Below are 14876 nucleotides of genomic sequence, written 5' to 3' on the forward strand. Positions count from 1 at the left end.
CGGTCCGCGTCCCGGCGGTTTCGGCGGGCGTCCGGGCGGTCCGGGCGGCCGTGGCGGCACGCAGGGTGCGTTCGGCCGTGGTCCCGGTGGCCGTCCGGCGCGCGGCCGTAAGAGCAAGCGGCAGCGGCGCCAGGAGTACGAGGCCATGCAGGCCCCGTCCGTGGGCGGCGTGCTGCTGCCCCGCGGCAACGGTCAGACCGTGCGCCTGTCGCGCGGCGCCTCGCTCACCGACTTCGCCGAGAAGATCAACGCCAACCCGGCGTCGCTCGTCCAGGTGATGCTCAACCTCGGTGAGATGGTCACCGCCACCCAGTCGGTGTCCGACTCCACCCTGGAGCTGCTCGCCGACGAGATGAACTACGTGCTGGAGATCGTCAGCCCGGAGGAGGAGGACCGCGAGCTGCTCGAGTCCTTCGACATCGAGTTCGGCGAGGACGAGGGCGGCGAGGAAGCCCTCGTGCCGAGGCCGCCGGTGGTGACCGTGATGGGTCACGTCGACCACGGCAAGACCCGCCTGCTCGACGCGATCCGCAAGACCAACGTGGTCGCGGGCGAGGCCGGCGGCATCACCCAGCACATCGGCGCCTACCAGGTGGCGACGGAGGTCAACGGCGAAGAGCGCCGCATCACCTTCATCGACACCCCCGGTCACGAGGCGTTCACCGCCATGCGTGCCCGTGGTGCGAAGTCCACCGACATCGCGATCCTGGTGGTCGCGGCGAACGACGGCGTGATGCCGCAGACGATCGAGGCGCTGAACCACGCCAAGGCGGCCGACGTGCCGATCGTGGTGGCGGTCAACAAGATCGACGTCGAGGGCGCCGACCCGGTCAAGGTGCGCGGTCAGCTCACCGAGTTCGGGCTGGTGGCCGAGGAGTACGGCGGCGACACCATGTTCGTCGACATCTCCGCCAAGCAGGGCCTGCACATCGACAGCCTGCTGGAGGCCGTGGTCCTCACCGCGGACGCCTCGCTCGACCTGCGGGCCAACCCGGAGCAGGACGCGCAGGGCATCGCGATCGAGGCGCACCTCGACCGCGGTCGCGGCGCGGTGGCGACCGTCCTGGTCCAGCGCGGCACCCTGCGGGTCGGCGACACCATGGTGGTCGGCGACGCGTACGGCCGCGTCCGGGCGATGCTCGACGACAAGGGCGAGAACGTGGAGGAGGCGACCCCGTCGACTCCGGTCCTCGTCCTCGGTCTGACCAACGTGCCCGGTGCCGGTGACAACTTCCTCGTCGTGGACGAGGACCGCACCGCCCGGCAGATCGCCGAGAAGCGGGCCGCCCGCGAGCGGAACGCGGCGTTCGCCCGCAAGGGCCGCAGGTTCTCGCTGGAGAACCTGGACGAGGCGCTCAAGGCCGGTGAGGTGCAGGAACTCAACCTCATCATCAAGGGCGACGCGTCCGGTTCGGTCGAGGCCCTGGAGTCCTCGCTCATGCAGCTCGACGTCGGCGAGGAGGTCGACATCCGCGTGCTGCACCGCGGCGTGGGTGCGGTCACCGAGTCGGACATCGACCTGGCGACCGGCTCCGACGCCATCGTGATCGGCTTCAACGTGCGCGCCGCCGGGCGTGCCACGCAGATGGCCGAGCGCGAGGGTGTGGACGTCCGGTACTACTCGGTGATCTACCAGGCCATCGAGGAGATCGAGGCGGCCCTCAAGGGCATGCTCAAGCCGGAGTACGAGGAGGTGGAGCTCGGCACCGCCGAGATCCGCGAGGTGTTCCGCTCCTCCAAGCTCGGCAACATCGCAGGTGTGCTGGTCCGCTCCGGCGAGGTCCGGCGCAACACCAAGGCCCGGCTGCTGCGTGACGGCAAGGTCGTCGCGGAGAACCTCACCATCGAGGGCCTGCGCCGCTTCAAGGACGACGTCACCGAGATTCGTGAGGGTTACGAGGGCGGTATCAACCTCGGCAACTACAACGACATCAAGATCGACGACGTCATCGCGACGTACGAGATGCGGGAGAAGCCCCGCGGCTGACCCGGTGCGCCGGTGAGCCGGGGCCGGTCGGCGGAGTAAATTCCGTCGATCGGCCCCGGTCGTCGCCTGTACCGTCATTCCCATGTACGCAGGCACGTTGTGCTTCGACCTGCTCCTCGGTGACGTACGGTCGCTGAAGGAGAAGAGGTCCGTCGTCCGCCCGATCGTCGCCGAGTTGCAGCGGAAGTTCGCGGTCAGCGCGGCCGAGACCGGCGAGCAGGACCTCTATCGCAGGGCGGAGATAGGAATCGCGGTGGTGTCCGGGAATCTCGCGCACATCAAGGACGTACTCGACCGGTGCGAGCGCTGGATGGCCGCCCGGCCGGAGGTGGATCTGCTGTCGGTACGGCAGCGCATCCACGGCGGCGACGAGTGACCGAACGACCCGAAACAGTGAAGACAGAGAGAAGAAGACGATGACCGACACCGCGCGGGCGCGCAAGCTGGCGGACCGCATCCGGGTCGTGGTCGCGGAGACCCTGCAACGGCGGATCAAGGACCCCCGGCTGGGCTACGTGACGATCACCGACACCCGGGTCACCGGTGACCTGCGGGAGGCGACGGTCTTTTACACGGTCTACGGCGACGACGAGGAACGCGCCGCCTCCGCCGCCGCGCTGGAGAGCGCCAAGGGCGTGCTGCGCTCCGAGGTCGGCCGGCAGACCGGGGTGCGCTTCACCCCGACGCTCGCCTTCGTCGCCGACGCTCTCCCGGACAACGCCCGCACCATCGACGACCTGCTCGCCAAGGCCCGCGCGGCCGACGAGGAGGTCCGCAAGGCCGCCACGGACGCGCAGTACGCGGGGGACGCCGACCCGTACCGCAAGCCGGCCGAGGACGAGGACGCGCTGGACAGCGAGGACGGTACGTCGCCGGCATGACACGCACGTCTGAGAGTCCGTCGGGGCTGGTCGTCGTGGACAAGCCGGGCGGGCTCACCTCGCACGGGGTGGTTTCACGGCTGCGGCGGCTCGCCAGGACCCGGCGGGTCGGGCACGCGGGCACCCTCGACCCGATGGCGACCGGCGTGCTGGTCATCGGTGTGGAGAAGGCCACCCGCCTGCTCGGGCACCTGGCCCTGACCGAGAAGGAGTACGCGGCCACCATCCGGCTCGGCCGGACCACGGTCACCGACGACGCGGAGGGCGAGGTCACCGCACAGGTCCCCGCCACCGGCGTCACCCGGGAGGCGGTGGACGCCGGCATCGCCGCGCTGACCGGGTCCATCCGTCAGGTGCCCTCCAAGGTGAGCGCGATCAAGGTGAACGGGGTCAGGTCGTACACCCGGGTCCGGGAGGGCGAGGAGTTCGAACTGGCCGCCCGGCCGGTGACGGTCTCCTCCTTCACCGTCCAGGCCATGCGCGTCCCCGCCGACGTGCCGGACGTCGTGGACCTGGACGTCACGGTGGTCTGCTCCTCCGGTACGTACATCCGCGCGCTCGCCCGTGACCTCGGCGCCGGGCTGGGCGTCGGGGGGCACCTGACCGCACTGCGCCGCACGCGCGTCGGCCCGTACGGACTCGGCGTCGCCCGTACCCTGGAGCAGCTGGAGGAGTCCTTCGCCGTCCTGCCGATCGAGCAGGCGGCGGACGCGGCCTTCCCGCGCTGGGACGTGGACGCCGAACAGGCTCGGCTGCTGGGCCACGGCGTACGGATCAAGGCACCGGCCCTGGCGGACGGGCCGAACGCGGTCTTCGGGCCTGACGGGCGGTTCCTCGCACTGGTCGAGGAGAAGCAGGGGCAGGCGAGGATCGTGGCGGGCTTCGGGCAGTAGACGGGGTCGTCGTCGGCCGGGGCGATCGCGGGCCAACGTGCGGTCGCCGGACGCGTACGGCAGTGGCCCTGCCGCCCGGCCCGGCGGTACGCCGTGTAGCGGGACCGCCTGTCCCCTGAGCGCTCCCGCTACACGATCCCCTCCGATCCCCTGACCTGTCCTTGTCCATCCGGCACCCGGAAATCACCCCCACGGACGGGCGCTCGGAGTGAACGGGGGGTCGCACGGGGGCGCTCTCGTCCCGTGATCCAGGCGGGATCATCAGGCGTTCACCGTCGAACAGGGGCGAAACGGGGCATTTTCCCTCGCCGAGGACGAAATCGCGGCCGTACGCCGCCTCGCCACTGCCGGGCGCACGACCCGTGCCCCCGACCGCATGCCGCGGCCGCACGTACGGCCGCCGCGCCGCCCCTTCGTACGGTCGGAGGCCGACCGCGGACTGCTGCGGAGCCCGACCGCGAACCGCCGCGGTATGCCGCGCTCGCCATCCTCGCCCGCCCCGAATGACTGCACGCGGACACGACGCCGTGCTCGGCCCGCTGGTTCGCGGCCCGACGACGTGACCAGGTCATCTGCCCGCCGCGCCGCGGCACTTCGCCGCCGACGACCTCCAACAGCCCCCGGGGGACGTGCTCGCGCAGGCAACCCGTCCTCACCCACGGCCTGGTCCACCCCTGGACCTGCTGCGCGGCCGCACCCCCGAAGGCGCCGCCCGCTTCGACCGCCGCGTCGTCGAACTCGCCCCCCACCCTCCGCACTTCGGGGCCGGCCGCGACACCCGCGAGCACACCGGGTGACCCCGCTCCCGCCGGGTACGGCGTGCCGTCGTACCGCCGTCAGTCGAACAAATCTCCTCCGTGCTCGGCGTCTCACGCGGCGACCGCGGCCGGCCGCCCGCCGTGATCCGCGCGATCAGCCGCCTCTTCGTCGCGCCCCGGCGGGATCACGGCCTCGTTGTGGCGCTTCCTTCACCGGATGGGATGGCGCGGGCCGCCCGGGCCGGGCTAAAGTCGCGCCCGTAACCGGGGCGGCCGGGCCCGCGAGTACGCGCGGGGTCCGCGGCCGTCATCACATTTCGTACGGGCGCCGCAGGTCGGAAAGCCGGCGGCGGGCGCGCGGACCGTGCCGGTGGACAGCGCCGCGCACCGGCATGGCAGGCTTGGACCTGCAGGACGACAGGTCAGTGATTCGGTGAAGAAGCGGAGCGTCAAGGTGCAGCGCTGGCGGGGCTTGGAGGACGTTCCAGATGACTGGGGACGCAGCGTCGTCACTATCGGCTCGTACGACGGAGTGCACCGGGGCCACCAGCTCATCATGCGGCGGGCGGTGACCAGGGGCCGCGCGCTCGGGCTGCCCACGGTCGTGGTCACCTTCGACCCGCACCCGACCGAGGTCGTCCGGCCCGGCAGCCACCCGCCGCTGCTGTCCGCGCACCACCGGCGGGCCGAGCTGGTCGCGGCGCTCGGCGTGGACGCGCTGCTGATCCTGCCCTTCACCAGCGAGTTCTCGAAGCTGTCGCCCAGCGAGTTCGTCAAGGTCGTGCTGGTCGACGGGCTGCACGCCAAGTACGTGGTCGAGGGCCCGAACTTCCGCTTCGGCCACAAGGCGGCGGGGGACGTGGAGTTCCTCTCCGAGCTCGGCCAGAAGCACGACTACGAGCTCGAGGTCGTCGACCTCTTCATGCGCGGCGAGGCCGGCGGCGGTGAACCCTTCTCCTCCACCCTGACCCGGCGTCTGGTCGCCCAGGGCGACGTCGAGGCCGCCGCGGAGGTGCTCGGCCGTCCGCACCGGGTCGAGGGCGTGGTGGTGCGCGGCGCCCAGCGCGGTCGCGAACTCGGCTACCCCACGGCCAACGTGGAGACGCTGCCGCACACCGCGATCCCCGCGGACGGTGTCTACGCGGGTTGGCTGCACGTCGACGACGAGGCCATGCCCGCGGCGATCTCGATCGGCACCAACCCGACGTTCGACGGCACGGCCCGTACGGTCGAGGCGTACGCGATCGACCGGGTGGATCTCGACCTCTACGGGCTGCACGTCGCGGTCGACTTCCTGGCCTACCTGCGCGGCATGCAGAAGTTCGACACGATCGAGGCACTGCTCGAACGGATGGCGGACGACGTGAAGCGAGCGCGTGAACTGGTGGACGCGGCAGGTCAGTAGCCGGAGCCGGCGCCCTGCGGGGGCGCGGCGAACCGCGGGACCCGTACCGGCCGGGATCCGGACACGAGGAACAGCCCCGGCGGGCTCCGGCTCCGTCCGGGCCGGTGCGCGCGGTCCTGGCTGAGCGCGCGCGGCGTTCACGGTCTGTGGGACTGATCGCGGAGTACGCACGGCACCACGGCAGGCGGACCTGCTGCGGGAGCGGAGCGACGGGGCGACGGGGTCCGGCCTCGCCTTGCGGACCCCGGGGGCGGGTGCGCCGGAGGCCGACGCCGCGGACGGTCGCGGCGGCGGCCTCCCGGGGGTGCGAGGACGCGGGCGGGGCGCCGCTACTGCTGCGGCGGGGGTGGCGGCGGGTAGCCGTAACCCTGCTGGTCCTGCGGGGGATGACCGTAGCTCTGCTGGTCCTGGGCCGGCTGCGGTGGCGGCGGCTGTTGCGGCCAGCCCTGTTGCGGCTGGGGTGCCTGGGGCTGCGGCGACTGCGGCTGGAAGGGCTGCGGGGCCGAGCCGTGCTGGGCCGGCGGGTAGGGCTGCGGGGCCTGCGGTGGCGGCGCCCCGTACTGGCCCGGCGGGACCTGGCCGGGCTGCATCGGCCAGCCCGGGTACCCGGGCTGCCCCGGCTGGTCGGGGGCCGGGTAGCCGCCCTGCTGGGGTGGCGGGGGGTAACCGGTCGGCGCGCCCCCGTACATGCCCGGGGCCGCGTACTGACCCGGCAGCGGCGGTGCCTGCACCGGCGGCGGGTTGCCCCCGTCCCTGGTCCACAGCCCCTGCGCCTGCTGCGCCCGGATGAAGTCCTCGGCGACCATCGCGGACAGGCTGAAGTACGCCTCCCGGGTCTTCGGCCGCATCAGGTCCAGGTCGACCTCCGCGCCCGCCGCCAGGTGCTCGTCGAACGGCACGACCTGGACGCCCCGGCACCGGGTCTGGAAGTGGGCGACGATGTCCTCGATCTTGATCATCTTGCCGGTCTCCCGGACACCCGAGATCACGGTGATGCTGCGCTGCACGAGTTCGGCGTAGCCGTGCGCGGACAGCCAGTCCAGCGTGGTGCTCGCGCTGGACGCACCGTCCACCGACGGCGTGGACACGATGATCAGCTGGTCGGCCAGGTCGAGGACGCCGCGCATCGCGCTGTAGAGCAGACCCGTGCCGGAGTCGGTGAGGATCACCGGGTACTGGCGGCCCAGCACGTCGATCACCCGCCGGTAGTCCTCGTCGTTGAAGGCCGTGGACACCGCGGGGTCCACGTCGTTCGCGACGATCTCCAGGCCCGACGGCGCCTGCGAGGTGAACCGGCGGATGTCCATGTAGCTGTGCAGATACGGGATCGCCTGGACAAGGTCACGGATGGTCGCGCCGGTCTCCCGCCGCACCCGGCGGCCCAGCGTGCCGGCGTCCGGGTTCGCGTCGATCGCCAGGATCTTGTCCTGCCGCTCGCTGGCCAGCGTCGCTCCGAGCGCGGTGGTGGTCGTGGTCTTGCCGACCCCGCCCTTCAGGCTGATCACGGCGATCCGGTAGCAGGACAGCACGGGCGTACGGATCAGCTCCAGCTTGCGCCGCCGCTCCGCCTCCTCCTTCTTGCCGCCGATCTTGAAACGGGACGGCTGAGCGTTCCCTCCCGTTCTCCTCGGCCTCGGCTGATTGCGCAGCAGCCGGTCGGAGCTGAGTTCGACGGCCGCGGTGTACCCGAGTGGCGCACCCCCCTGCGAGGTGCGCTGCCGCTGGTCCGGCGTCACGGTGGGCCACCCGCCGGCCCGCGGGTCGACGGGACCGCCGTACGGGGCCGCCTGCGGCTGGGCCTGTGCGCTCGGGTCCTGCGGGGCGGGCTGGCCCGGCCGGCCCGGTTGCCCTGGCTGCGGGAACCCGTACCCGCCCTGCGCGGGCAGTGGCTGCAACGGCCCGGCCTCGGGCTGCGGTTGCGGCTGACCGGGCTGCGGGAACCCGTAACCGGTCGGCGGCTGCCCGGGGTTGACGGGCGCCGCGGACAACTGCGGTTGCGGCTGGGCCGGTGCCGGGGGGTGCGCTTGTGCCTGCGGTACGACGCCGGGTGCGGCGGGATCGCGCGGAGGTCCGGTGGGTACGACACCGGGTGCGGGTGCGGGTGCGGGTGCGGGCTGCGGTTGCGATGGCACGACCGGCGCGCCCCCCTGCTGCCCCCCGGCCCCGAGCGGCGCCTGTGGCAGCCCCGACGGCACCGGCCCCCCGGCCTGGGGAAACCCGTACCCCGCGGACCCGGGCAGGCGGTCGACGGGCTGCGCGGGCTCCGCAGCCGGTGCCTGCGGCTGGGCGGGCTGCGGGGGGCCGTAGCCGCCCGGTGCGGGCTGCCGGTCGGTGGGCTGGGGTGCCCCCGGGGCTGCGGGCTGGGGCTGGTTCGGCTGCGGGAACCCGTATCCGGTGGGCGCCGGGAGGCGGTCGGCGGGCTGCGGGGGGCCGTAGCCGCTCGGGGTGAGGGGCCGGTCCGCGGACGGCGGGAAGGCGTGGTCCTGCTGCGGGGCGGGGGGCCGGGGCGGATCGGCCGGGGTTGGGGGAAAGGGCTGGCCGGTCTGCGGGGCGGGCGGGTTGGGGATGCCCGGGTGGAGGGGGGCGCGGGCAGGCTCGTCGGCGGCGGGGTATCCGGGGTGAAGCGGCGGCCTCGCGTCGGTGGGCGGTGCGGGGTACGGGGCGTGGGGCGCTTCCGGGGTTTCCGCGCGCTCGAACTGCGGGGGCAGCGGCGGGACCGGGCTCCGCGGCGCGGCCGGGGCCCACGGACCGGCGTCCGCGGGCGCCGGCGGCAGCGGAGTCCACACCGGCGCGCGCGTGGCGGGCTTCGCGTCCTCCGGAGCGGGCCCGTCCGCCGCGGGTCCGCCGTCCTCCGGTTCCCCAATCTCCGCCTCGGCCGCGGTGCGTTCCTCGATCTCCCGGCGCAGGTCGGCTGCCGAGAACCGCAGCGTGTTGTCGTGCCGTGGCGCGTCCGTCGGCTCACCGGCCGAGGAGGGCCCCAACGACGGGAACCCCTTCCCGGGCGCCTCGGACGACGGCTCCCGGTCGCTGTCCTCCGCACGCTCCGGCCCGGACCCCCGCTCGGGCTCCGCCGGCTTCGGCAGCGGAATCGCGGGCAGCGACGTCGCCGAACCCGGCCACGGCCGATCCTCCGGCTCTCGCTCCGGTACCGGGTCCGGTTCCGCCGTCCCGGGCCGCGGAACCGGACCCGGCACGGACAGCGCGGACCCGGGCCGCTCGCTCTCCGCGGCCGGTTCCGAAGCCGCCGGTTCCTCAGCCGGCCCGGACCCCCGCTCGGGCTCCGCCGGCTTCGGCAACGGGAACGACGGCACGGCCACGGCCGACCACGAGGACGCCGAGGACTCCGAAGCCGCGGACGACGAACCCGACGAGGCAGCGGACGACGCGGACGACGCCCACGAGTCCGACGCCGTGGAAGCCCCGAACGCGGAGGACCTGACGGGCTCCCAGGCCGCCGCGCCCCCCGCCGACCCGGCACCGGCGGCCCGCTCAGGTCGCCCCGCCCCGTCCGACGCCGACGTCCCGGACGACTCCGGCGCGACGGAGTACGCGGACTCCGAGGAGCCGAACGCGCCCAACGCCCCCGCCGCATCAGCCGGTTCCGGCGACTGAGCCGCATCCGCCGCCGCGCCGTCCTCCTCCGCCGAGGACCCCGCGTCCTGCATGTACCAGGCGGGCAACCGCGGTCCGAGGCTGAACTCACCGGTGTGGTCCCCGGTGCGGTCCGCCTCCGACGGGTCATCGACAGGGGCGGCCCCGGCCACGCGGTTCTCGTCCCGATCGCTGCTCACAATGCCTCCTGGTCTGCTGCGCTCAACCGCCGTGCGGCGCATGTTCCCAAGCGCCTCACGAGGGGTCCCCCGTCCCCGCTCAGGGCAAGACTAATCGCCGTTACGTCCTCGATGTCAGGCCCGCTCCCACCCCGAGCCCCCTTCCACCCGACCTTTGCACCGCCCTCCCTCAACTCCCGCCGCCCCCGCGCGGACACGCCCCCGGTACGGTCTCCTGCGTGCGCCCCGGCCGGATCATCTTCCTCAACGGCACGTCCAGTTCCGGCAAATCCAGCATCGCCCGCGAACTGCTCGGCATCCTCGACGGCGACCCGTACTTCCACCTGGCCGTCGACGGCATCAACGCGATGCGAGCCCGGAAGGAGATCGCGCCCGCCGCTCTCGACCGGGTACTCAAGCGCACCCGGATGGGGTACCACCGCGCCGTCGCCGGCATGGCCGCAGCCGGGAACGACCTCGTCGTCGACCACGTGCTGAGCGAGCCGTGGCGGCTCGACGACTGCCTGACCGTCCTGGCCGGCCTCGAGGTGTTCCTGGTCGGCGTCCACTGCCCGCTCGCCGAACTCGAACGCCGGGAGCGCGACCGTGGTGACCGTCCGCCAGGCCTGGCCGCGTCCCAGTACGGAAAGGTGCACGCGCACGGTGTGTACGACATCGAGTGCGACACCGGTACGGCATCCCCGCGCGAGTGCGCCGAGTTGATCAAGTCGCATGTGGAGTCGGCGGTGGCGAGCGGGCAGGGGGCCACCGCGTTCGGGCGGCTGCGGCGGCAGATGACCCGGTGGTAATAACGCCGATGGGGGCTGGTACTCTGGGTGACGGTCACACGTGGGTTCGACACCGTGTGGCCGAGCCTCGCGAGTCACCTGAGATTCCCCCGCGATGAAGACCGGGGGCGCTCGGAGGCCATCGACACCCTGAGGAGTCCCCATGTCGCTCGACGTCGAGACGAAGAAGCAGATCATCGCCGAGTTCGGCACCAAGGAGGGCGACACCGGTTCCCCGGAGGTGCAGGTCGCTCTGCTGTCCCGCCGGATCTCGGACCTGACCGAGCACCTCAAGACCCACAAGCACGACCACCACTCGCGTCGCGGTCTGCTGATCCTGGTCGGCCAGCGCCGCCGCCTGCTGCAGTACCTGGCCAAGAAGGACATCACGCGCTTCCGTGAGCTCCGCGAGCGGCTCGGGATCCGGGCCGGCGCGGCGGGCGTGCGCTAGCAAGCCGTGCAGGGGAGCGGTTCCCGCAGGACGGGGCCGCTCCCTTTGCCATATACGCCGTGTGCGGTCCCGCGGTCCTTGCGGGCGGGGTCCGTGTGCGGTCCGTACCGAGGACTTCGCGCCGGGCAGCGGGGTGCGCACAGGACGTGCGCCACCCCCGCGTCGTCTGGTGCAATGGTCCTGTTGACAACGTATGAGGAGGAGCGTCCTCCTATTCGCCGCCTACGCCGGTCCTCGGTAGTGGCCTCCGGGTGGCATCACCCCCGGTGGCTTCGATCGAAGACCGGCCCCGGCAGGACGCCCCTCCACCGATGGCCCGCCAGGGGAAACGCCCCGCGGGCATGGACGAGGAGAATCCCCATAGTGGAGAACGAGACCCACTACGCCGAAGCCGTGATCGACAATGGCGCCTTCGGCACCCGCACCATCCGTTTCGAGACGGGCCGCCTGGCCCGTCAGGCCGCCGGTTCCGCCGTGGCCTACCTGGACGACGACACCATGGTGCTGTCGGCCACCAGCGCCTCGAAGCAGCCCAAGGAGCACTTCGACTTCTTCCCGCTCACGGTGGACGTCGAGGAGCGCATGTACGCGGCCGGCCGGATCCCCGGTTCCTTCTTCCGCCGCGAGGGCCGCCCCTCGGAGGACGCGATCCTCACCTGTCGGCTGATCGACCGCCCGCTGCGCCCGTCCTTCGTCAAGGGCCTGCGCAACGAGATCCAGGTCGTCTGCACGGTCATGGCGCTCAACCCGGACCACCTCTACGACGTGGTCGCCATCAACGCCGCCTCCTGCTCCACGCAACTGGCCGGGCTGCCGTTCTCCGGGCCCATCGGCGGCGTGCGCGTCGCCCTGGTCAAGGGCCAGTGGGTGGCGTTCCCGACCCACACCGAGCTCGAGGACGCCGTGTTCGACATGGTCGTCGCGGGCCGGGTGCTGGACGACGGCGACGTCGCGATCATGATGGTCGAGGCCGAGGCCACCGAAAAGACGATCAAGCTGGTCGAGGGCGGCGCCGAGGCGCCCACCGAGGAGGTCGTGGCCGCGGGCCTGGAGGCCGCCAAGCCGTTCATCAAGGTGCTCTGCAAGGCGCAGTCCGAGCTGGCCGCCAAGGCCGCCAAACCGACCGCCGAGTTCCCGATCTTCCTGGACTACCAGGAGGACGTCTTCGAGGCGCTGGAGAACGCGGTCACCGACGAGCTCGCGCAGGCGCTGACCATCGCCGGCAAGCAGGCCCGCGAGGCCGAGCTGGACCGGGTCAAGAACCTGGCCGCCGAGAAGCTGCTGCCGCAGTTCGAGGGCCGCGAGAAGGAGATCTCCGCGGCCTACCGCTCGCTGACCAAGAAGCTGGTCCGCCAGCGGGTCATCCGGGACAAGGTCCGCATCGACGGCCGCGGTGTCACCGACATCCGTACCCTGGCCGCCGAGGTCGAGGCGATCCCGCGGGTGCACGGTTCCGCGCTGTTCGAGCGGGGCGAGACGCAGATCCTGGGCGTCACCACCCTGAACATGCTGCGCATGGAGCAGCAGCTCGACACGCTGTCGCCCGAGACCCGCAAGCGCTACATGCACAACTACAACTTCCCGCCGTACTCCGTCGGCGAGACCGGCCGCGTCGGCTCACCCAAGCGCCGCGAGATCGGCCACGGCGCGCTCGCCGAGCGCGCCCTGATCCCGGTGCTGCCGACCCGCGAGGAGTTCCCCTACGCGATCCGGCAGGTCTCCGAGGCGCTGGGCTCCAACGGTTCGACCTCGATGGGTTCGGTCTGCGCCTCCACCATGTCGCTGCTGAACGCCGGTGTGCCGCTCAAGGCCCCCGTCGCCGGTATCGCCATGGGCCTGATCTCCCAGGAGATCGAGGGCGAGACGCACTACGTGGCGCTCACCGACATCCTCGGCGCCGAGGACGCCTTCGGCGACATGGACTTCAAGGTGGCCGGCACGAAGAACTTCGTGACCGCCCTCCAGCTCGACACCAAGCTGGACGGGATCCCGGCGTCCGTGCTCGCCGCGGCCCTCAAGCAGGCCCGCGACGCGCGGCTGCACATCCTCGACGTGATGATGGAGGCCATCGACTCCCCGGACGAGATGTCGCCGAACGCGCCGCGGATCATCAGCATCAAGATCCCGGTGGACAAGATCGGCGAGGTCATCGGCCCCAAGGGCAAGATGATCAACCAGATCCAGGAGGACACCGGCGCCGACATCTCCATCGAGGACGACGGCACGGTGCTGATCGGCGCCACCGAGGGCTCCCAGGCCGAAGCGGCGCGCACGATGATCAACCAGATCGCCAACCCGACCATGCCCGAGGTCGGCGAGCGGTACCTGGGCACGGTCGTGAAGACCACCACCTTCGGCGCCTTCGTCTCGCTGATGCCCGGCAAGGACGGACTGCTGCACATCTCGCAGATCCGCAAGCTCGCCGGCGGCAAGCGGGTCGAGAACGTCGAGGACGTGCTCGGCGTCGGCACCAAGGTGCAGGTCGAGATCGCCGAGATCGACCCGCGCGGCAAGCTCTCGCTGGTCCCGGTCATCGAGGGTGAGGAAGACACGAAGGACGAGTCGGCCCAGTGACGACCCGCTCCACCGAGGCGACGGCCCGCCCCACCTCTCAGGGGCGGGCCGTCCGCACGCGGACGACCCGCACCCGCACCCTGCTGCCCGGCACCGACGGCGTCGGGACGGTACGCCGCAGCGTGCTGCCCGGCGGGCTGCGCGTCGTCACCGAGACCCTGCCGACCGTACGCTCGGCGACCTTCGGTATCTGGGCGGCCGTCGGCTCCCGCGACGAGACCACGGTCCTCAACGGCGCCACCCACTACCTGGAACACCTGCTCTTCAAGGGCACCGAGCGGCGCAGCGCGCTGGACATCTCCGCCGCGATCGACGCGGTCGGCGGCGAGATGAACGCGTTCACGGCCAAGGAGTACACCTGCTACTACGCGCGGGTGCTCGACACCGACCTGCCGCTGGCCATCGACGTGGTCAGCGACATGCTCACCGGCTCGCTGATCCGCCAGGAGGACATCGACGCCGAGCGCGGCGTCGTCCTGGAGGAGATCGCGATGACCGAGGACGACCCGGGCGACCAGGTGCACGACCTGTTCACCACCGCGCTGCTCGGCGACTCGCCGCTCGGCCGCCCGGTGCTCGGAACCGTCGACACCATCAACGCGCTCACCCGCGACCAGGTCGCCCGCTTCTACCGCAAGCACTACGACCCCACCCGGCTGGTGGTGGCCGCCGCGGGCAACATCGACCACGCCACGGTCGTGCGCCAGGTCCGCCGCGCCTTCGACCGGGCCGGCGCGCTGCGGCACACCGACGCACAGCCGCGCCCACCACGGGCGGGGGCCCGTACCGTCCGGGCCGCCGGACGCGTCGAACTCCTCGACCGGCGCACCGAGCAGGCGCACCTGGTGCTCGGCATGCCGGGCCTGTCCCGCACCGACGAACGCCGCTGGGCGCTCGGCGTGCTCAACACCGCGCTCGGCGGCGGCATGAGCTCCCGGCTCTTCCAGGAGGTCCGCGAGAAGCGCGGTCTGGCGTACTCGGTGTACTCGTACACCTCGTCGTTCGCGGACTGCGGCATGTTCGGGGTGTACGCGGGCTGCCAGCCGCGACGGGTGCCGGAGGTGCTGAACATCTGCCGGGACGAGCTGGACCAGGTCGCCGAGCACGGCCTCGGCGAAGACGAGCTGCGGCGCGCCATCGGCCAGCTCGCCGGCTCCACCGTGCTGGGCCTGGAGGACACCGGAGCGCTGATGAACCGGATCGGCAAGAGCGAGCTGTGCTGGGGCGAGCAGCTCTCCGTGGACGACATGCTGGCCCGGATCGCCGCCGTCACCCCGGAGGAGGTGCGGGCGGTGGCCCGCGACGTCCTGGGGCAGCGGCCGTCGCTCGCCGTCATCGGCTCGCTGAAGGAGAAGCAGGCCGCGCGCCT

11 protein-coding genes and 1 pseudogene are annotated in these 14876 nt (G+C 72.4%); 10 read left to right on the forward strand and 2 right to left on the reverse strand.

Features of this window, described 5'->3' with window-relative positions; all coding sequences use genetic code 11:
- The 5 genes from infB to VIW71_RS17450 form a co-directional block, all read left to right on the forward strand.
- The coding region (gene infB, locus VIW71_RS17430) for a translation initiation factor IF-2 (RefSeq protein WP_331623250.1) at positions 1–1987 on the forward strand (1987 nt) is incomplete at its 5' end.
- Between the two features lie 82 nt (positions 1988–2069).
- Complete coding sequence (locus VIW71_RS17435) at positions 2070–2363, forward strand: DUF503 domain-containing protein (RefSeq protein WP_331623251.1); 294 nt, start codon at positions 2070–2072, stop codon at positions 2361–2363.
- Positions 2364–2403: 40 nt separating this feature from the next.
- Positions 2404–2868, forward strand: a complete 465-nt coding sequence (gene rbfA, locus VIW71_RS17440) for a 30S ribosome-binding factor RbfA (RefSeq protein ID WP_331623252.1) — start codon at positions 2404–2406, stop codon at positions 2866–2868.
- On the forward strand, positions 2865–3761 hold the full coding sequence (gene truB, locus VIW71_RS17445; protein ID WP_331623253.1) for a tRNA pseudouridine(55) synthase TruB: 897 nt from the start codon (positions 2865–2867) through the stop codon (positions 3759–3761). The genes rbfA and truB overlap by 4 nt, the downstream gene beginning before the upstream one ends.
- 1212 nt (positions 3762–4973) lie before the next feature.
- Positions 4974–5924, forward strand: a complete 951-nt coding sequence (locus VIW71_RS17450) for a bifunctional riboflavin kinase/FAD synthetase (RefSeq protein ID WP_331623263.1) — start codon at positions 4974–4976, stop codon at positions 5922–5924.
- Between the two features lie 329 nt (positions 5925–6253).
- Here the strand turns inward: VIW71_RS17450 and VIW71_RS17455 are convergent, their stop codons facing one another.
- On the reverse strand, positions 6254–8905 hold the full coding sequence (locus VIW71_RS17455; RefSeq protein WP_414720765.1) for a MinD/ParA family ATP-binding protein: 2652 nt from the start codon (positions 8903–8905) through the stop codon (positions 6254–6256).
- Here VIW71_RS17455 and VIW71_RS26620 point away from each other — a divergent pair.
- Positions 8853–9536, forward strand: coding sequence for a hypothetical protein (locus tag VIW71_RS26620; protein ID WP_414720766.1), 684 nt, complete (start codon positions 8853–8855; stop codon positions 9534–9536). The two genes, VIW71_RS17455 and VIW71_RS26620, sit on opposite strands and share 53 nt — an antisense overlap.
- 50 nt (positions 9537–9586) lie before the next feature.
- On the opposite strand, the pseudogene VIW71_RS26625 reads toward VIW71_RS26620, so the two are convergent.
- A pseudogene (locus VIW71_RS26625) lies at positions 9587–9757 on the reverse strand (SCO5717 family growth-regulating ATPase); the annotation flags it as partial.
- A gap of 176 nt (positions 9758–9933) precedes the next feature.
- On the opposite strand from VIW71_RS26625, the gene VIW71_RS17460 reads away from it, so the two are divergent.
- The 4 genes from VIW71_RS17460 to VIW71_RS17475 all read left to right on the forward strand — a co-directional run.
- Positions 9934–10503, forward strand: coding sequence for a chloramphenicol phosphotransferase CPT family protein (locus VIW71_RS17460; protein ID WP_331623255.1), 570 nt, complete (start codon positions 9934–9936; stop codon positions 10501–10503).
- Positions 10504–10645: 142 nt separating this feature from the next.
- The gene (gene rpsO / locus VIW71_RS17465) at positions 10646–10933 is read left to right on the forward strand and encodes a 30S ribosomal protein S15 (RefSeq protein ID WP_033173003.1); all 288 of its coding nucleotides are present in this window, start codon (positions 10646–10648) and stop codon (positions 10931–10933) included.
- Between the two features lie 363 nt (positions 10934–11296).
- Positions 11297–13507 (forward strand): polyribonucleotide nucleotidyltransferase, encoded by a 2211-nt coding sequence (locus VIW71_RS17470; protein ID WP_331623261.1) that lies wholly within the window; start codon positions 11297–11299, stop codon positions 13505–13507.
- On the forward strand, positions 13504–14876 hold a 1373-nt coding region (locus VIW71_RS17475), incomplete at its 3' end, for a M16 family metallopeptidase (protein ID WP_331623262.1). The genes VIW71_RS17470 and VIW71_RS17475, both read left to right, overlap by 4 nt.

Source organism: Streptomyces sp. (assembly GCF_036524955.1).
GTDB lineage: Bacteria > Actinomycetota > Actinomycetes > Streptomycetales > Streptomycetaceae > Actinacidiphila.

Excerpts from the sequence above, each read along its gene's own strand:
- VIW71_RS17435 (WP_331623251.1), top strand. The coding sequence starts at position 2,070 with ATGTACGCAGGCACGTTGTGCTTCGACCTGCTCCTCGGTGACGTACGG.
- rbfA (WP_331623252.1), top strand. The coding sequence starts at position 2,404 with ATGACCGACACCGCGCGGGCGCGCAAGCTGGCGGACCGCATCCGGGTC.
- truB (WP_331623253.1), top strand. The coding sequence starts at position 2,865 with ATGACACGCACGTCTGAGAGTCCGTCGGGGCTGGTCGTCGTGGACAAG.
- rpsO (WP_033173003.1), top strand. The coding sequence starts at position 10,646 with ATGTCGCTCGACGTCGAGACGAAGAAGCAGATCATCGCCGAGTTCGGC.